The organism is Streptomyces sp. NPDC090088 (genome assembly GCF_044747345.1).
GTDB lineage: Bacteria > Actinomycetota > Actinomycetes > Streptomycetales > Streptomycetaceae > Streptomyces.
Genome location: NZ_JBIVDZ010000002.1, coordinates 1,309,035 through 1,326,473, shown reverse-complemented (window position 1 = coordinate 1,326,473; position 17,439 = coordinate 1,309,035). Strand labels below are relative to the sequence as shown.

Below are 17,439 nucleotides of genomic sequence, written 5' to 3'. Positions count from 1 at the left end.
CGCGGCGGAGCCGCACATCGATACGGCCCCGCGCCCCTTTGGGACGCGCTGTACTAGCGTCGGCTGGGAGGGGCCGTCGAGAGGACCGTGATCGTGCAACGTCGAGCTGTGTCTGGTGTGTTGGTCGCGGTGGGGATCCTGGTGGTCTCGGGGTGTTCCTCCGGGGGCGGTGGTGAGGAGTTGCCCACGCCTTCGTGGGCCGGGGGCAGCTCCGCCGCTTCCGCCTCTTCCGGCGGCGTCACGGAGTCCGCGGCTCCCGCCAAGGGGTCCGTCAAGGTGGTGCGGACGGTCGCCACGGGGCTGAAGTCGCCGTGGGGGCTCGCGTCGCTGCCGGACGGGTCCGGGCTGCTGGTCTCCGACCGGGACGACGGGACGATCAGCAAGGTGGACGTGAAGACCGGGAAGATCACCGAGCTGGGGGTCGTCTCCGGGGTGTCCGCGGCCGGTGAGGGGGGTCTGCTGGGGATCGCGCTCTCCCCCGACTTCGCCTCGGACCACATGATCTACGCGTACTTCACCTCGGCCTCCGACAACCGGATCGTGCGCATGCTCTGGGACGAGGGCAAGCCGGCCGGGGAGCAGCTGGGCGCTCCCGACACGATCTTCAAGGGGATCCCCAAGGGGTTCATCCACAACGGCGGCCGGATCGCCTTCGGCCCCGACGGCATGCTCTACGCCGGCACCGGCGAGAGCGGGCAGCGCGGTCTGGCGCAGGACAAGAAGTCGCTCGGCGGGAAGATCCTGCGGCTGACCCCGGAGGGCGAGCCGGCCCCCGGCAACCCCTTCCCCGACTCCCCGGTCTACTCGTACGGCCACCGCAATGTGCAGGGCCTGGCCTGGGACGACAAGCAGCGGCTGTTCGCCTCGGAGTTCGGCCAGGACACCTGGGACGAGCTGAACGCCATCAAGCCCGGCGCCGACTACGGCTGGCCGGCGGCGGAGGGGAAGTCGGACGACCCCGAGTACGTGAACCCGATCGCCCAGTGGCACACCGACGACGCCTCCCCCAGCGGCATCGCGTATGTCGACGGCGTGATCTGGATGGCGGGCCTGAAGGGACAGCGGCTGTGGCGCATCCCGCTGGACGGCACGACCGCCGCGGCCGCGCCCCAGGCCTTCCTCACGGGTGAGTACGGCCGGCTGCGCACGGTCGTGGCGGCGGGCGGCGACAAGGTGTGGCTGGTGACCAGCAACACGGACGGGCGGGGCAGGCCGAAGTCGGGGGACGACCGGATCCTGGAGCTTCAGGTCCGGTAGCGGCGCCCGGCGGCCCGGCGCCAGCACCCGACAGCCCGGTGGCGGCACCCAGCGGCCCGGTGGCGGCGCCCGACAGCCCGGTGGCGGCGCCCGGCGGCCCGGTGGCGGCGCCTCACCGCCCGGCGGCGGCGCCGCGGCCGGGTGGGAACAGCTCCAGGCGGTGCGCGACCGCCGCCGCCTCGCCCCGGCCCGAGACGCCGAGTTTGCCGAGGATGTTGGAGACGTGCACGCTCGCGGTCTTCGGGGAGATGAACAGCTCCTCGGCTATCTGCCGGTTGGTGCGGCCGGCCGAGACCAGGCGCAGCACGTCCCGCTCGCGGCTGGTCAGGCCCAGGTTCTCGGCCGGGTCGAGGGCCTGGCGCGGGGTGGTGGCGGTGAGGGTGAGGCGGGCGCGCTGGGCGAGCAGGGCCACGGCGTCCGCGAGCGGACGGGCGCCCAGGTGCTCGGCGACCGCCCCGGACAGCCGCAGGAGTTCGGTGGCGCGGTCCCGGTCGTCGTCCCCCGACGCCTCTTCGAGCAGGACCTGGGCCAAACGGCGCCGGACCCGGGCGAGGTCGTAGGGGCGGTCCAGGCGCTCGAAGTCGGTGACCACGTCCGACCAGACCGCCGCCGTGTCGGTGCCCCGGGCGCGGTGCAGTTCGGCGCGGGTCCAGCGCTCGTACGCCTGCCAGACGGGGGCGCCGGTGGTGAGCTTGCGGACGGCCTCGGTGAGCCGGTCGAGGACCCCGGTGCGGCCCTCGGCCGCCGCGGGCAGGGTGCGGGCGTCGGCCTCGGCGGTGGCGGCGGCCAGCAGCAGGGGCCAGCCGTAGCGCTGGGTGCCGGGCGGGAAGCCGGCCGTCAGGGCGCGGTCCAGCTCGGCGCGGGCGTCGAGGAACCGGCCCTCCTCGGCCGCGACGCCGATGGCGATCCGGGCCACGGGCAGCTGGGCCTGGGGCATCGGGTCGTGGCTGCCGTAGTGGGCGGCGGAGATGGCCAGTTGGCGGGCGGCCTCGGCGGCGTCGCCCCGGGCCAGGGCGATATGCGCGAGGCGCAGGGCGCCGGCGCCCCGGGGCTTGGCGCTGGCCGCGGAGCCGAGCGCGCCCGCCGCGGCTTCGGCGGCCTCGTCCCACTGGCCGAGCGCGTAGAGCGACTCGGAGAGGTTGCCCCAGGCCCACACCTCGGAGTCCAGCAGGCCGTACCGGCGAGCGAAGGCGAGACCCTCCCGCAGGATCGGGACGGACTCCCGGGAGCGGCCGACCGAGTCCAGCTCGGAGGGGAGGTTCACATAGGCGCGGCCCGCGACATGGACCACGCCCTCCCCGAGGGCGGTGTCCTTGACCCGGTGCAACTCCGCCAGGCCCTGCTCGACGTCGCCCGCGTTGACCATGAGGCTGCCGAGGGTGATGCGCGCGTTCAGCTCGATCTCGCGGGCGCCCACCATCCTGGCGTACTCCACGGCCCGTTCGGCGGCGGCGAAGGCACCGGGGCCGGGTTCGTGGAGCATGGACCAGGCGGCCGCGTTGGCCAGCACGTCGGCGTGCACCTCGGAGGGCGGCAGGCCGCGCACCAGGTCCTGGGCGGTGCCGAGTTCCTGCCAGCCGTCGCCCCGGGCCAGGGCCTGGACCAGCCGGGAGCGCTGCACCCAGAACCAGGCGGCGCGCAGCGGGTCGCCCTCCTCCTCGACGAGCCGCAGCGCCTTCTTGGTGATCTTCAGGGCACGTTCGCGCTCCCCGCAGAAGCGGCCCGCGACCGCCGCCTCCGCCATCAGGTCGAGATAGCGCAGCGGGGTGGTGGCCGGATCGCAGCCGCACGGAGGGTAGACGTCGGTGTAGTCGACGGGGCGCAGGGCCGCGCGGATCTCCTCGGGGGCGGTGTCCCACAGCTCCATCGCCCGCTCCAGGAGCCGCAGTTGCTCGCTGTAGGCGTGCCGGCCGCGGGCCACCACGGAGGCGTCGAGAACGGCGGGCAGGGCCTTGGCGGGGTCGTGGGCCTGGTACCAGTAGCTGGCCAGGCGGGTGACGCGGGCGTCGGCCGGCACCAGCGTCGGGTCGCTCTCCAGGGCTTCGGCGTAGCGCCGGTTGAGCCGGGAGCGTTCGCCGGGGAGCAGGTCGTCGGCGACGGCCTCGCGGACCAGGGAGTGCCGGAAGCGGTAGCCGTCGCCGGCCGGGGTGGGGTTGAGGATGTTGGCGCCGACGGCGGCCCGCAGCGCCTCGATGAGGTCGTCCTCGGCGAGCTGGGCGACGGCCTCCAGCAGCCGGTACTCGACGGTGGAGCCGCCCTCGGCGACGATCCGGGCGACCCGCTGGGCACTCTCGGGCAGCGCCTCCACCCGGACCAGGAGGAGGTCGCGCAGGGTGTCGGTGAGGCCGGTGCAGCAGCCCTCGGTGGCGGCGACGGCGAGTTCCTCGACGAAGAAGGCGTTGCCGTCGGAGCGTTCGAAGATGTCGTCGACCTGGGTGGGGTCGGGTTCGGCGGCCAGGATGCCGGCGATCTGGCGGCCGACCTCCTCGCGGTTGAACCGGGCGAGTTCCAGCCGGCGGACGGTGCGCAGCCGGTCGAGTTCGGCGAGCAGCGGGCGCAGCGGGTGGCGCCGGTGGATGTCGTCGGCGCGGTAGGTGCCGAGGACCACGAGACGGCCGGTGCGCAGGGTGCGCAACAGGTAGGCGAGGAGGTGGCGGGTGGAGGCGTCGGCCCAGTGCAGGTCCTCCAGGGCGACGACCACCGTGCGCTCGGCGGCGACCCGTTCCAGCAGCCGTGCGGTGAGTTCGAAGAGGCGGGCCATGCCCTGTTCGTCGTGGCGGCCGGCGGTGGCCTCGCCGAGTTCGGGCAGCAGCCGGGCCAGCTCGTCCTCCTGGCCGGTGGCGGCCGTGGCCAGTTCCTCGGGCAGGGCGGCCCGCAGCGCGCGCAGGGCGGTGGAGAACGGGGCGAACGGCAGCCCGTCGGCGCCGATCTCCACACAGCCGCCCAGGGCGACGACCGCGCCCCGGCGGCAGGCGGCCGTGGCGAACTCCTCGACCAGCCGGGTCTTGCCGACCCCGGCCTCACCGCCGACCAGCAGCGCCTGCGGCTCCCCCGCATCGGCGCGGTCGAGCGCCCTGTTCAGTGTGTCCAACTCGTCGCTGCGGCCTACGAACACGGGACTCACGGACCTGGTTTCCACAGGCCAGAGCATCGCACGCGGCCCGTCACACAGGGCAGCGGTTTTCCACAGCGCCGGTGCGCTTGTCATACGCACCGATGTCGTACTTTCCGACTGTCGTGGCGCAAGCCGGTGAACGACCCCCGTACGGCCACCGGCTTGCGCGTCCTCGGTCTCCGGGCGGCCGGCGCCGCCCGGCCGCCCTGTCACGCGGCGCGCGGGAGCCGGCGCCGGCCGCGACGGCCGGTATGCGGTTCCGCCGGTACGGCGGCCTGTCGGGCCGCCTCCTCGCGGCGGGCGGCGCGGCGGGAGCGGACGGCCTCGCGGACGAGCCGGTCCTGCTCGGCCTGCCGGCGCAGTTCGGCGGAACGGATCTGGTGGAGTTCGAACTCGAACATGGTGTTTCCCTTGTGAGAGAGGGTGGTTGGGCTTCGCTTTCTGCGATGTCTCCACTCTCGTCTCCCAGGGGGGTGTGCCACATCGGGAGAGTTCCGCATCTTCGGGCGGCCGCCGGACCCCGGACACGCGTAAGGGGCCTTAGGTCGTCCGTAAGGTGCTTACGGACGCCCTAAGGCCCCTTCTGACCTGCGCTGTCTCAGCTGGTCGAGGGCAGGCCGAGGAGTGCGTCGGAGTACTTGAGGACCGCCAGCAGCAGTCCGATGACGCCGAGCGCGACACCGGCCCAGGCGACCGACTTGATCCACGGCGCCTGCGCCTTGCCGGGCGCGCCGAAGGCGGGCCGGACGAGCACCGCGACACCGGTGATCAGCGCGACCAGCGCGAACAGGCCGGCCCACAGCGCGGTGGTCTGCCACGCGTCGCCGTACACCTCCTTGACCTGCTTGGCGACGCTCGCGGTCGACGAGGTCTGGAGCTGGCCGATGAGGGTCTCGCGGGCCGCGGCCACCGTGCCGATCCAGCCACCCGTGAGGGAGACCAGGCCGAGCACGACGGAGACGACGGCAGCGGCGCCCTGGCCGACACCGGAGGGACCCTCCGGCTCCTCGTCCAGCAGGAGCGTTTCCTCGTCGTCCTCGTCGTCGGCCTCGTCGTCGGCCGGTCCGCCGGCGGCGAGTTCGTCGCCCGCCCCGGCGGACTCCGCCGCCTCGGACGCCTCGGCCGTCTCCGGCTCAGCGGCCTCCTCGGAGGCCTTGGTGACATCCACCGCCTTCTCCTCGGTAGCCGTCTCGTCGTTCTTCGCCTCGGCGCCGGTCCCGGCTCCGTCCACAGTCTTCGTTCCCATACCTCGCACCGTACGGACGCTGTCTGAGAGGTCTCTTAATGATCGTGCTCGGCGGTACGGGCGCGTACCGCGTGCCACTCGGGGGCGAGCACCGACCAGACCTCGGTGTCCGTGCGCACGCCCCGGTGGGGGTAGTTCTCCCGCATCACGCCCTCGCGGGTCATGCCCAGCCGCCGGGCCACGTTGATGCTGGCCTCGTTCACCGACGACGCATGCCACTCCACACGGTGCATGCCACGCTCGTCAAACGCCCAGTCCAGAAGCACACGCATCCCACGCGTCACCAGGCCCCGCCCGGCGGCCGCGGGCTCCAGCCAGCAGCCGGCCTCGCAGACCCCGGTGGGCGTGTCCCACACCCGGAACAGCAGCCCGCCGGCCAGCTTCCCGTCCAGCCACACCCCGTGCAGGCTGCCGCCGTCGACGGCACGCTTGTCGGCGTAGGACCGCAGATAGGCGCGGGCCTGCTCCAGGTCCCCGATCACGTCCGGCAGCGCGATGTGCCGGCCGATGAACTCGCGCCCCCGGTCGATGTTGGCCAGCAGCTCCCCGGCGTGCCAGACCTCCAGGGGCCGCAGCTCGGCACCGTCACCCAGGGATGTCACATACATCGTCGCGCCGCTCCTTCTCCCGTTGCCCGCGCCGTCCCGCCGAGCCTCTCACGGGCCCGGACGGACAGGTCGGGCCGGGCACCGGCCCGGCACCCCGGCCGGACAAGTCGCCTCGGCCGCGTCGGCCGCCTCAGTCGAACTGATCCCCGAGCGCCATCACCATGGTCCCCAGGATCATCAGCCAGAGGGCCCAGCGGGTACGGCCCCGGGCCCCCAGCGCCGACGCGCCCACGCAGACGGCGGCCCCGGAGCCATAGGCGACCGGCACCAGCCCGGGCACCCCGCTCAGTCTCATCAGCGCGGCGGTGAGCCCCATCAGGGCCAGCAGCGCCCCGGTCACGGTGGCGGTCCAGCGGGCCCGACGGGCGTCCTCGTAGAGGTCCTCGTCGTCCGCGGCCTCCACCTCGGTCGTCTCCGGTTCGGTGCCGGACTCGGCATGTGCGGTCATGGCGGGCGAGCGTAGTACCCGCACCTGGGGAAAGCGGCTGCGGAGCACCTCCACAACTGCTAGCTTCCGCTGGTCAGCCTTGTTCGGCCCCTCGCCGACGACCGAAGCGGGTGCATTGTTTGCCGGTTCGAACGAGCTCCTACGCATCGCCCTTCACTACGAAGATCACAAGGAGCCCGTTCAGCGATGTTCGACGCCGTCTCTCCCCCCTCGTCGAAGGACGACTCGCTCACTGACCGTCTGACCCTGCCCCGTTACCCGCTCAGCAGCACCTACGACGCCCGCTGGGCCGTCGAGAACCAGATGGGCCCGCACGCCCTGTGGCTGCTGGAATGGCTGGCCCCCGCCCTCGGCCTGGACGCCCTGCGCCCCTGCGCGCGCGTGCTCGACCTGGGCTGCGGCCGGGCGATGACCTCGATCTTCCTGGCCAGGGAGTTCCACGCCCAGGTCACCGCCGCCGACCTGTGGGTCAAGCCCGACGACAACGCCCGGCGCATCGCCGAGGCCGGGTTCGCCGACCGGGTGCAGCCCGTGCGCACCGAGGCCCACGACCTGCCCTTCGCCGAGGGCGGCTTCGACGCGATCGTGAGCATCGACGCCTACCAGTACTTCGGCACCGACGACCTCTATCTGCCCACGCTCACCCGGCTGCTGAAGCCCGGCGGACGGATCGGCGTGGTCGTACCGGCGCTGAAGGAGGAGATCGCCGGCAGCGAGCCGCCGGAGCATCTCAAGCCGTGGTGGGAGCCCGCCTTCTGGTGCTTCCACTCCGTCGACTGGTGGCACCGCCACTGGACCCGCAGCGGGGCCGTCGAGGTCGAGGCGGCCGACTGGCAGCCGGACGGCTGGCGGGACTGGCTGCTGTGGTGCGAGGTGGTCGCCGAGGAGAGCACGGACGACTTCCACGTCCGGATGGCGACCCGGAGCGCGGAGATGCTCCGCGCCGACCAGGGGCGCACCCTCGGCTTCGCACGGGTCGTCGGCCGCCGCAAGTAGCCCCTGCGCAGACGGTACGGCCCCGGAGGCGCTGCCTCCGGGGCCGTACCGTGTCCTGTGCCGCTGCCGCTCAGCCCTCGCTGACGCCCAGCTTCTCCAGGATCAGCTCCTTGACGCGGGCCGCGTCGGCCTGGCCGCGGGTCGCCTTCATGACCGCGCCGACCAGGGCACCGGCCGCGGCCACCTTGCCGCCGCGGATCTTGTCCGCGACGCCCGGGTTGCCGGCGATGGCCTCCTCGACGGCCGTGGTCAGCGCGCCCTCGTCCGAGACGACCTTCAGACCGCGCTTCTCGACGACCTCGTCCGGGGTGCCCTCGCCCGCGAGGACGCCCTCGATGACCTGCCGGGCCAGCTTGTCGTTGAGGTCACCCTTCGAGACCAGCTCGGTGACCCGGGCGACCTGCGCCGGGGTGATCGCCAGCTCGTCGAGCGAGGTGCCCGACTCGTTGGCGCTGCGGGCCAGTTCGCCCATCCACCACTTGCGGGCGGAGGCCGCGTCGGCCCCGGCGTCGATGGTGGCGACGATCAGGTCCAGCGCACCGGCGTTGATGATCGCCTGCATGTCGAAGGCCGAGATGCCCCACTCGGCGAGCAGCCGGGTACGGCGGGCCAGCGGCAGCTCCGGGAGCGCCGTGCGGATCTCCTCGACCCACGCGCGCGAGGGCGCCACGGGGACCAGGTCGGGCTCCGGGAAGTACCGGTAGTCCTCGGCCTCCTCCTTCACGCGGCCCGAGGTCGTCGACCCGGTGTCCTCGTGGAAGTGCCGGGTCTCCTGGATGATCGTCCCGCCGCCGTTCAGCACGGCCGCGTGCCGCATGATCTCGAAACGGGCCGCACGCTCCACGGACCGCAGCGAGTTCACGTTCTTCGTCTCGGAACGGGTGCCGAACTTCTCGGTGCCGTTCGGGCGCAGCGACAGGTTCACGTCGCAGCGCATCTGGCCCATCTCCATGCGGGCCTCGGACACGCCGAGCGCCCGGATGACCTCGCGCAGCTCACGGACGTACGCCCGCGCGACCTCGGGAGCGCGCTCACCGGCGCCTTCGATCGGCTTGGTGACGATCTCGATGAGCGGGATGCCCGCGCGGTTGTAGTCGAGCAGGGAGTGGGACGCGCCGTGGATACGGCCGGTGGCGCCGCCGACGTGCGTCGACTTGCCGGTGTCCTCCTCCATGTGGGCGCGCTCGATCTCCACGCGGAAGGACTCGCCGTCCTCCAGCTGCACGTCGAGGTAGCCGTTGAAGGCGATCGGCTCGTCGTACTGGGAGGTCTGGAAGTTCTTCGGCATGTCCGGATAGAAGTAGTTCTTCCGGGCGAAGCGGCACCACTCGGCGATCTCGCAGTTCAGCGCGAGACCGATCTTGATCGCGGACTCGACGCCGGTCGCGTTGACGACCGGGAGCGCGCCGGGCAGGCCGAGGCAGGTCGGGCAGGTCTGCGAGTTGGGCTCGGCGCCCAGCTCGGTCGAACAGCCGCAGAACATCTTCGTCTTGGTGCCGAGTTCGACATGGACCTCAAGGCCCATGACGGGGTCGTAGGACGCCAGCGCGTCCTCGTACGACACCAGGTCGGTCGTGGTGGTCACGGTGAAACTTCCCTCTCAGCCCAGCAGGACGTCGTCGTCGCCCAGCCGCTTCAGCTCGCGGTACAGCAGGGCGAAACCGGTGACGATCGCGACGGCGGACACGGTGGCGTCGATGAGCCGGAGCGTGTCGTGCTCGGCGCGGGCCTTCTTGATCTGCTTGGCGACACCGACCGCACCGAAGGCGGTGGTGGCCATGGACAGGTACGTGCCGGACTTCGACTTCTTGAAGCCCTTGGCCTTCGACAGTGCGTTGCTCACAGCGACGGAGCCTCCTCCAGGAGCGGGTGGCCCCACCTTTCCACGAAGGCGGCCTCGACGGCGGCGCCGACCTTGTAAAGCCGGTCGTCCTTCAGCGCCGGGGCGATGATCTGCAGGCCCACCGGGAGGTTGTCCTCCGGGGCGAGACCGCAGGGCAGCGACATGGCCGCGTTGCCCGCGAGGTTCGTCGGGATGGTGCACAGGTCGGCCAGGTACATCGCCATCGGGTCGTCGGCGCGCTCGCCGATCGCGAAGGCGGTGGTCGGCGTCGTCGGCGACACGATCACGTCGACCTGCTCGAAGGCCTTCTCGAAGTCGCGCGTGATGAGCGTGCGGACCTTCTGGGCCGAGCCGTAGTACGCGTCGTAGTAGCCGGAGCTGAGCGCGTACGTGCCGAGCATGATGCGGCGCTTCACCTCGGGGCCGAAGCCCGCCTCACGGGTGAGGGAGGTGACCTCCTCGGCGGAGTGCGAGCCGTCGTCGCCGGTCCGCCGGCCGTAGCGCAGGCCGTCGAAGCGGGCGAGGTTGCTGGAGCACTCGCTGGGCGCGATCAGGTAGTACGCGGAGAGCGCGAGGTCGAAGGACGGGCAGTCCAGCTCGACGATCTCGGCGCCCAGGTCCTTGAGGAGGGCGACGGACTCGTCGAAGCGCTGGAGGACGCCGGCCTGGTAGCCCTCGCCGCGGAACTGCTTGACCACACCGACGCGCATGCCCTCGACGCTGCCGTTGCGGGCGGCCTCGACGACCGGCGGCACGGGCGTGTCGATGGAGGTGGAGTCCAGCGGGTCGTGCCCGGCGATGACCTCGTGGAGGAGGGCAGCGTCCAGGACCGTACGGGCGCACGGGCCGCCCTGGTCAAGGGAGGACGAGAACGCGACCATGCCGTACCGCGACACGGCCCCGTACGTCGGCTTGACGCCCACCGTGCCGGTGACGGCGGCCGGCTGGCGGATGGAGCCGCCGGTGTCGGTGCCGATGGCGAGCGGCGCCTGGAAGGAGGCGAGGGCGGCGGAGGAGCCGCCACCGGAACCGCCGGGGATCTTGGTGAGATCCCACGGGTTGCCGGTCGGCCCGTACGCGCTGTTCTCGGTGCTCGACCCCATGGCGAACTCGTCCATGTTGGTCTTGCCGAGGATGACCACGTCGGCGGCCTTCAGCCGCTTGGTGAGCGTGGCGTCGTACGGCGGGATCCAGCCTTCGAGGATCTTCGAGCCGACCGTGGTCGGGATGCCCTCGGTGGTGAAGATGTCCTTGAGCGCGAGCGGGACGCCGGCCAGCGGACCGAGCTTCTCGCCCCTGGCCCGCTTCTCGTCGACGGCACGCGCCTGCGCCAGGGCGCCCTCGCGGTCGACGTGCAGGAAGGCGTGCACCTTCTCGTCGACGGCCTCGATACGGGCGAGGTGGGCCTCGGCGACCTGCACCGCGGTGAGCTCACCGGAGGCGATCTTCGCGGCGGTCTCGGCGGCCGTGAGCTTGATGATGTCCGTCATGGCTGTCTAGTCCTCCCCCAGGATCTGCGGCACCTTGAAACGCTGCTGCTCCTGGGCCGGGGCGCCGGAGAGCGCCTGCGCGGGGGTGAGCGAGGGACGGACCTCGTCCGCGCGCATGACGTTCGTCAGCGGCAGCGGGTGCGAGGTCGGCGGTACGTCTTGGTCGGCGACCTCGCTGACGCGGGCGACCGCGCCGATGATGTCGTCGAGCTGGCCGGCGAAGTGTTCGAGTTCTTCGGGCTTCAGCTCCAGACGCGCCAGCCGGGCGAGGTGGGCGACCTCCTCGCGCGTGATGCCAGGCATGCAGCGTTCCTCTGGGGTGAGTGTGTGTGGTTTGGGGCCAATCCTATGGGGCGGCGCCGGGTAGCCGTTAAACGGTTTCAGCTACGGGTGTCCCCGGGCCTCGCTCCGCAGGTAGTGGATGACCCGGCGCCCGGCTCTTCAGGGGCGCGAGGAAGTGCGCGAGCAACCACAGCGCGCTCGCGCCCGCCCCCCACACACAGCGGTCGGCTACTCGGCCGCCGGCAGAGCCGCCCGCGGCCGCTGCCACCCCCGCGACCCTCGTGCCAGCAACCACGCCGTCGCCTCCTCCGGCGGCATCGCCGCGGCGACCAGCCACCCCTGCACGGCGTCACACCCCAGGTCCCGCAGCCGCTCCCACGTCTCGTCGTCCTCCACGCCCTCCGCGACGACCAGCAGCCCCAGCGAATGCGCGAGGTCGACCGTGCAGCGCACGATCTCCGCGTCCTCGTTGTCGATGGCGAGCCGGGCCACGAACGACCGGTCGATCTTCAGCTCGCTCACCGGCAGCCGCCGCAGATGCACCAGCGAGGAGTACCCCGTGCCGAAGTCGTCCAGCGACATCTTCACGCCGTGCCCGGTCAGCCCCGCGAGGGTGTCGGCGGCCCGCTGCGGGTCCTCCAGGAGCACATGCTCCGTTATCTCCAGCTGCAACGCCCCCGCCGGCACCCCGTGCCGGGCCAGCCGCGCCGCCACCGAACCGGCGAACCCCGGTGTGTGGACGTCACGCGGCGAGACGTTCACCGCCACCGGCACCCGCAGCCCCTGCGCCCGCCACTCGGCGACCTGCGCGAGCGCGGTCTCCAGCACGTACTCCGTCAGATGGGGCATCAGGCCGGAGGACTCGGCGATCGCTATGAACTCGTCCGGCGGAACCTTGCCGCGCTCCGGATGGACCCACCGGACCAGCGCCTCCAGACCGGCCACCTGCCCGTCGAAGCGCACCTTGGGCTGGTAGTGCAGCTGCACCTCGTGCGCGTCCAGGGCGCGGCGCAGGTCTCCCAACAGTCCCAGCCGGTCCGGGGTGTTGGAGTCCCGCTTGGACTCGTACACCTCGACGCCGGTGCGGTCCCGCTTCGCCTGGTACATCGCCACGTCCGCCCGGCGCAGCATCCCCTCCGCGTCGAGCGCGTGGTCCGGGAAGACGGCGACACCCGCGCTGGCCTCCAGGACGAGCGTGAGTCCGTCGAGGTCGAGCGGCGAGGAGAGCGCCGTGACCAGCCCGCGGGCCACCCGCGTCGCGGACGTCGTGGAGTCGGCGACCGGCAGTAACACCGCGAACTCGTCGCCGCCGAGCCGCGCCGCCTCCGCGCCGCGCGGCAGCGCGGCGCGCAGCCGGTCGGCTATCTGGAGGAGCAGCCGGTCACCGGCGAGATGACCGAGCGTGTCGTTGACCGAACGGAACCGGTCGAGGTCGATCAGCATGAGAGCCGAGCGGGCGCCGATGCGTTCGGCGTCGTCGAGGGCGGTCCAGATCCGCTCAAGGAGCCACTGCCGGTTGGGCAGCCCGGTCAGCGGGTCGCGCAGCTGCTCCTCGGCGCGGGCCCGGGCTATCCACAGGGTGGAGTCGAGGGCGACCAGCGGGATGGAGAACAGCGGGAGCAGCAGCGGCTGGGCCATCGCGACCACGCAGATCAGCGGGGCGATGCCGAGCAGGGCGACGGCCACCAGGCCCTGGCGCATCAGGGCGGTGCGGGCGACGGTGGGCACTCCGCCGCCGCGCGGTGCGTGCAGGTACCAGAGCAGGGCGCGGGTGACGGCGAGATAGGCCACCGCGACGAGCACGACCTCGGGGGCGGTGGAGACGCTCCAGCCGGCCGGGTTCCAGGGCGACTCGACGGTGGGGACGCGGCCGAACGCGCCGAGCACCAGCGCGCCGGCGCCGATGCCGAGGATGTCCACCGCGCCGTGCAGGACGCCCTGCCGCCAGCGGTGGCGCCTGGCTATGCCGACCAGCACGACGACGGTGAGGCTGACCATGCCGGCCGGCACCCAGCCGTAGAGCAGGAGGACGGCCAGGGTGAGGGCGGCGCCGGAGCCGGTGCCGCCCCACCAGCGGGCGCGGCCGAGCAGCACCAGGTGGCCGACGATGATGCCGGTCAGTACGGCCAGCGACCAGCCGACCGTGCCGGACGGGAAGAGGGCGTGGTCGTCGGTGAAGGCGCGGTAGAAGCCCGCGCCGAGGGTGAACGCGGCGGCGGCGACGACCCCGGCGGGCAGCGCGGGCCAGGACAGGTGCCGGTCGTGGTCGCCGTCGGTCAGGTCGGGCGGCGGTTCGACGGCGGCCAGCGGCAGCGGGTCGCGGGCGTCGGCCGCGCCGCTCGCCACCGCAAGGCCCGGGCGCCGGTCGCCGCGCACCGCCCAGCGGCTCTCCCGCCACGCGCACGCCCGGCGGCGCAGCGGCAGCCGCGCGCCCGGAGCGGCGCTCTCGGTCGGTTCCATTCCCGTCCCTCTCACAGCCGGCGGTGCCCACGCCATGCGGTCCGTGCCCGTCAGAGCACGGGAATGCCCCGACCGCAGCTGGGCACGGCAGGCGCACATCCCAACAGTAGGCCGCAGAAGGCTTTCACGGGCAGCGGTCGTCGACGGTTGCCCGATTGCGCCCCGGCCACCCGTATGCATCTGGTATGCGCCGAACGGGTGGCCTTCAACCGCTACTCCTCGGTCGGAAGGGCTACTTCGGCCGCGGCGTCCGGTCCCTGCTCCAAAAGGACGACAAATCCGTCCTCGTTCAGAACCGGGACCTTCAGCTGCATCGCCTTGTCGTACTTCGATCCGGGGTTGTCACCGACGACCACGAACGACGTCTTCTTGGACACCGAGCCCGTCACCTTGGCCCCGCGGCTCTGCAGTGCGTCCTTGGCGCCGTCCCGGGTGTGGTGCTCCAGGGTTCCGGTCACCACGACGGTGAGGCCCTCCAGGGGACGCGGTCCCTCGTCCTCGCCGGTGGACTCGTCCTCCAGCGGGACTCCAGCGGCCTTCCACTTTCGGATGATCTCGCGGTGCCACTCCTCCGCGAACCACTCCTTGAGCGCGGTCGCGATGATGCCGCCGACGCCGTCGATGTTCGACAGCTCCTCCTCGGTGGCCTGCTCGATGCGGTCGATGGAGCGGAACTCGCGGGCCAGCGCCTGCGCGGCGACCGGTCCGACGTGCCGGATGGACAGGCCGTTGAGGAAGCGGGCGAGCGGGCGGGTCTTCGCCTCCTCGATGGTCTGCAGGAGGGCGAGGGTGTTCTTCTTGGGCTCGCCCTTCTGGTTGGCGAAGACCGTGACGACCTTCTCCTCGCCGGTCTTGGGGTCGCGCTTGGGCAGCCCGCTGTCCGGGTCCAGCACGTACGCCTTGATGGGCAGCAGCTTCTCCACCGTGAGGTCGAAGAGGTCGCCCTCGTCGACCAGCGGCGGGTCGGCCGGTTCCAGCGGCCGGGTGAGGGCGGCCGCGGCCACCCCGCCGAAGTGCTCGATGTCCAGGCACTCGCGGCCCGCGAGATAGGCGACGCGCTCCCTCAACTGGGCAGGGCAGGTGCGGGCGTTGGGGCAGCGGAGGTCGATGTCGCCCTCCTTCATGGCCCGCAGCGGGGTGCCGCACTCGGGGCACTCGGCCGGCATCACGAACTCCCGCTCGGTGCCGTCCCGCAGGTCGACGACCGGGCCGAGGATCTCCGGGATGACGTCACCGGCCTTGCGCAGCACCACGGTGTCGCCGATCAGCACACCCTTGGCCTTGACGACCTCCTGGTTGTGCAGGGTGGCGAACTCGACCTCGCTGCCCGCCACCGTGACCGGCTCGACCTGCGCGTACGGGGTGACCCGCCCGGTGCGGCCGACGCCCACCTTGATGTCGACGAGCTTGGTGTTGACCTCTTCCGGCGCGTACTTGTAGGCGATCGCCCAGCGCGGCGCCCGCGCGGTCGAGCCCAGCCGCCCCTGGAGACGGATCTCGTCGAGCTTGACGACGACACCGTCGATCTCGTGCTCCACGGAGTGCCGGTTCTCGCCGTAGTAGGCGATGAACTCCCGCACCCCGTCGAGGTCGTCGACCACCCGGTTGTGCGGGGAGGTGGGCAGCCCCCAGGTCTTCAGCAGGGCGTAGCCCTCGGAGAGCCGGTTCAGGCCCTCGAAGCCCTCCAGGACGCCGATGCCGTGGACGACCATGTGCAGCGGGCGGGAGGCGGTGACCCGCGGGTCCTTCTGGCGCAGCGAACCGGCCGCCGCGTTGCGCGGGTTGGCGAACGGCTTGTCACCGGCGGCGACCAGGCGCTCGTTGAGCTCGGCGAACTTCTCCATCGGGAAGTAGACCTCGCCGCGGATCTCGACCAGGTCCGGGACCTGCTCGCCGTGCAGCCGGTCCGGGATCTCCGCGATCGTACGGACGTTGGGCGTGATGTCCTCGCCGGTGCGGCCGTCGCCGCGGGTCGCCGCGCGGACGAGGCGGCCGTGCTCGTAGGTGAGGTTGACGGCGAGGCCGTCGACCTTGAGCTCGCACAGGAAGTGGTACTCCTGGTCGCCCAGTTCCTTGTGGACGCGCTCGGCCCAGGCCGCGAGGTCGTCGTCGTTGAACGTGTTGTCCAGCGACATCATCCGCGAGCGGTGCTCGACCGAGGTGAACTCCGTCTCGTACGAGCCCGCGACCTTCTGGGTCGGCGAGTCGGGCGTGCGCAGCTCGGGGTACTGGTCCTCCAGCGCCTCCAGCGACTTGAGGAGGGTGTCGAACTCCGCGTCGCTGACGACGGGGGCGTCCTTCACGTAGTACCGGAAGCGGTGCTCCTCGATCTGTTCGGCGAGCCGCGCGTGCTTCTCCCGTGCCTCGGCGGGCACCGCCGTCTGAGCCTGCTGCTGGTCGCCGGCCACCGTGTTCCTCCCGTTACTCTGGGTTGTCCGCGAGAGATCTCGCCGCCCGGACGCAGTGGGCGAGCGCCTGCCGGGCGTACCCGGGGGAAGCGCCCGCGAGTCCGCACGACGGGGTGACCGTGACGGATTCCGCGAGCAGCCCCGGCCGCAGCCCCAGCCTGCGCCACAGCGTCCTGACACCCATGACGCTACCGGCAGGGTCTGACAATGCGGCGTCCGTGCCGGGCACGACACCGACGAACAGCCGGGTACCGCCCTCGACGGCCTCGCCGATGGCGTCCTCGTCACGTTCGGTGAGGAGCGAGAAGTCGAAGGAGACGGCGGCGGCGCCGGCCCGGCGGAGCAGCGCGAAGGGGACGTCGGGGGCGCAGGAGTGCACGGCCACCGGGCCGTCGGCATGGACGCCGACCACCTCGCGCAGGGTGGCCTCGACGACCTGGCGGTCCACGGCCCGGTGGGTGCGGTAGCCGCTGGCCGTCCTGACCTGGCCGCGCAGCACGGCGGTGAGGGACGGCTCGTCGAGCTGGAGGACCACGTGGGCGCCGGGGATCCGGGCGCGGACGTCGGCGAGGTGCAGCCGCAGGCCCTCGGCGAGGGAGGCGGCCAGGTCCCGGCAGGCGCCGGGGTCGGAGAGCGCCGACTCGCCGTTGCGCAGCTCCAGGGCGGCGGCCAGCGTCCAGGGGCCGACCGCCTGCACCTTGAGCGGGCCCTCGTACTCCTGGGTGAACTCCTCCAGCGCGTCCAGGTCCTCGCCCAGCCAGGAGCGGGCCCGCCGGGTGTCCCGGCCCGGCCGGTCGCCGATCCGCCAGCCGCTGGGCTCCACGCGCGCGTACAGCTCCACGAGCAGGCCCGCGGTACGGCCGATCATGTCGGCGCCGGGGCCGCGGGCGGGCAGTTCGGGCAGGAAGGGGAAGTCCTCGAAGCTGCCGGTCGCGGTCTTTGCGGCCTCCCGGGCGTCGGTGCCGGGGAGCGAGCCGACGCCGGTGGCAGCGCCGAAGACGGTGTTTGCGTTCACGTGAGGAGCCTAAGCGGGGCGGGAGGCGCGGTGTGCGGGCGGCACCGGGTGTGCGGTGTCCCATGACCTCGTCGGGCCGGGCGACAACGTTTCGACAAATATTCGGCCCATGCACGGCCTCCACCCTGGTCCGGGCGGTTTCGCGCCGGTTCGTCGGCGGGTGGCGCTCATGACCACACCCCGACCGGCGACCGGACGGGGTTCACACGTGAAAACGGGGGTTGACACGTGCATCGATCGGAGAGTGCGACCGCGACGGCCTCGGCACCTT

General features: G+C 72.4%; 14 protein-coding genes. 2 read left to right on the top strand and 12 right to left on the bottom strand.

Annotation, left to right across the window (positions count from 1 at the left end; translation table 11 throughout):
* The first annotated feature begins 108 nt into the window (after positions 1-108).
* Positions 109-1,257: a PQQ-dependent sugar dehydrogenase gene (locus tag ACIPSJ_RS14765; protein WP_359218850.1), complete on the top strand. Its 1,149-nt coding sequence runs from the start codon at positions 109-111 to the stop codon at positions 1,255-1,257.
* 112 nt (positions 1,258-1,369) lie between these two features.
* On the opposite strand, the gene ACIPSJ_RS14760 is transcribed toward ACIPSJ_RS14765, so the two are convergent.
* The 5 genes from ACIPSJ_RS14760 to ACIPSJ_RS14740 form a co-directional block, all read right to left on the bottom strand.
* Positions 1,370-4,408, bottom strand: coding sequence for an AAA family ATPase (locus ACIPSJ_RS14760; RefSeq protein WP_401345907.1), 3,039 nt, complete (start codon positions 4,406-4,408; stop codon positions 1,370-1,372).
* Between the two features lie 173 nt (positions 4,409-4,581).
* Positions 4,582-4,773, bottom strand: a complete 192-nt coding sequence (locus ACIPSJ_RS14755) for a hypothetical protein (protein ID WP_355717119.1) — start codon at positions 4,771-4,773, stop codon at positions 4,582-4,584.
* Between the two features lie 197 nt (positions 4,774-4,970).
* Positions 4,971-5,618 (bottom strand): hypothetical protein, encoded by a 648-nt coding sequence (locus ACIPSJ_RS14750; protein ID WP_401345905.1) that lies wholly within the window; start codon positions 5,616-5,618, stop codon positions 4,971-4,973.
* Positions 5,619-5,653: 35 nt separating this feature from the next.
* On the bottom strand, positions 5,654-6,226 hold the full coding sequence (locus ACIPSJ_RS14745; protein ID WP_359218845.1) for a GNAT family protein: 573 nt from the start codon (positions 6,224-6,226) through the stop codon (positions 5,654-5,656).
* A 130-nt stretch (positions 6,227-6,356) separates the two neighbouring features.
* Entirely contained in the window at positions 6,357-6,674 is a 318-nt protein-coding gene (locus ACIPSJ_RS14740) for a hypothetical protein (RefSeq protein WP_401345902.1), read from the bottom strand.
* Between the two features lie 186 nt (positions 6,675-6,860).
* On the opposite strand from ACIPSJ_RS14740, the gene ACIPSJ_RS14735 reads away from it, so the two are divergent.
* Positions 6,861-7,670 (top strand): SAM-dependent methyltransferase, encoded by an 810-nt coding sequence (locus ACIPSJ_RS14735; protein ID WP_401345899.1) that lies wholly within the window; start codon positions 6,861-6,863, stop codon positions 7,668-7,670.
* A 70-nt stretch (positions 7,671-7,740) separates the two neighbouring features.
* On the opposite strand, the gene gatB is transcribed toward ACIPSJ_RS14735, so the two are convergent.
* The 7 genes from gatB to ACIPSJ_RS14700 all read right to left on the bottom strand — a co-directional run bounded on the left by gatB (position 7,741) and on the right by ACIPSJ_RS14700 (position 17,168).
* Positions 7,741-9,255: an Asp-tRNA(Asn)/Glu-tRNA(Gln) amidotransferase subunit GatB gene (gene gatB / locus ACIPSJ_RS14730; RefSeq protein ID WP_355717105.1), complete on the bottom strand. Its 1,515-nt coding sequence runs from the start codon at positions 9,253-9,255 to the stop codon at positions 7,741-7,743.
* 15 nt (positions 9,256-9,270) lie between these two features.
* The gene (locus ACIPSJ_RS14725) at positions 9,271-9,513 is read right to left on the bottom strand and encodes a hypothetical protein (protein ID WP_089098594.1); all 243 of its coding nucleotides are present in this window, start codon (positions 9,511-9,513) and stop codon (positions 9,271-9,273) included.
* Positions 9,510-11,003, bottom strand: coding sequence for an Asp-tRNA(Asn)/Glu-tRNA(Gln) amidotransferase subunit GatA (gatA, locus tag ACIPSJ_RS14720; protein WP_359218838.1), 1,494 nt, complete (start codon positions 11,001-11,003; stop codon positions 9,510-9,512). Before gatA ends, ACIPSJ_RS14725 begins: the two co-directional genes overlap by 4 nt.
* A gap of 6 nt (positions 11,004-11,009) precedes the next feature.
* Positions 11,010-11,306: an Asp-tRNA(Asn)/Glu-tRNA(Gln) amidotransferase subunit GatC gene (gene gatC / locus ACIPSJ_RS14715; protein ID WP_067164579.1), complete on the bottom strand. Its 297-nt coding sequence runs from the start codon at positions 11,304-11,306 to the stop codon at positions 11,010-11,012.
* Between the two features lie 207 nt (positions 11,307-11,513).
* Positions 11,514-13,745 carry a putative bifunctional diguanylate cyclase/phosphodiesterase gene (locus tag ACIPSJ_RS14710; protein WP_401345895.1) on the bottom strand — a complete coding sequence of 744 codons (2,232 nt, stop codon included), beginning with the start codon at positions 13,743-13,745 and terminating at the stop codon, positions 11,514-11,516.
* A 212-nt stretch (positions 13,746-13,957) separates the two neighbouring features.
* Positions 13,958-16,153 carry an NAD-dependent DNA ligase LigA gene (ligA, locus tag ACIPSJ_RS14705; protein WP_401345894.1) on the bottom strand — a complete coding sequence of 732 codons (2,196 nt, stop codon included), beginning with the start codon at positions 16,151-16,153 and terminating at the stop codon, positions 13,958-13,960.
* A gap of 13 nt (positions 16,154-16,166) precedes the next feature.
* Positions 16,167-17,168, bottom strand: a complete 1,002-nt coding sequence (locus tag ACIPSJ_RS14700; protein WP_401345892.1) for a methionine synthase — start codon at positions 17,166-17,168, stop codon at positions 16,167-16,169.
* Between the last annotated feature and the right edge of the window lie 271 nt (positions 17,169-17,439).

Excerpts from the sequence above, each read along its gene's own strand:
- ACIPSJ_RS14740 (WP_401345902.1), bottom strand. The coding sequence starts at position 6,674 with ATGACCGCACATGCCGAGTCCGGCACCGAACCGGAGACGACCGAGGTG.
- ACIPSJ_RS14760 (WP_401345907.1), bottom strand. The coding sequence starts at position 4,408 with ATGCTCTGGCCTGTGGAAACCAGGTCCGTGAGTCCCGTGTTCGTAGGC.
- gatA (WP_359218838.1), bottom strand. The coding sequence starts at position 11,003 with ATGACGGACATCATCAAGCTCACGGCCGCCGAGACCGCCGCGAAGATC.
- ACIPSJ_RS14750 (WP_401345905.1), bottom strand. The coding sequence starts at position 5,618 with ATGGGAACGAAGACTGTGGACGGAGCCGGGACCGGCGCCGAGGCGAAG.
- ACIPSJ_RS14735 (WP_401345899.1), top strand. The coding sequence starts at position 6,861 with ATGTTCGACGCCGTCTCTCCCCCCTCGTCGAAGGACGACTCGCTCACT.
- gatC (WP_067164579.1), bottom strand. The coding sequence starts at position 11,306 with ATGCCTGGCATCACGCGCGAGGAGGTCGCCCACCTCGCCCGGCTGGCG.
- ACIPSJ_RS14755 (WP_355717119.1), bottom strand. The coding sequence starts at position 4,773 with ATGTTCGAGTTCGAACTCCACCAGATCCGTTCCGCCGAACTGCGCCGG.
- ACIPSJ_RS14710 (WP_401345895.1), bottom strand. The coding sequence starts at position 13,745 with ATGGAACCGACCGAGAGCGCCGCTCCGGGCGCGCGGCTGCCGCTGCGC.
- ACIPSJ_RS14745 (WP_359218845.1), bottom strand. The coding sequence starts at position 6,226 with ATGTATGTGACATCCCTGGGTGACGGTGCCGAGCTGCGGCCCCTGGAG.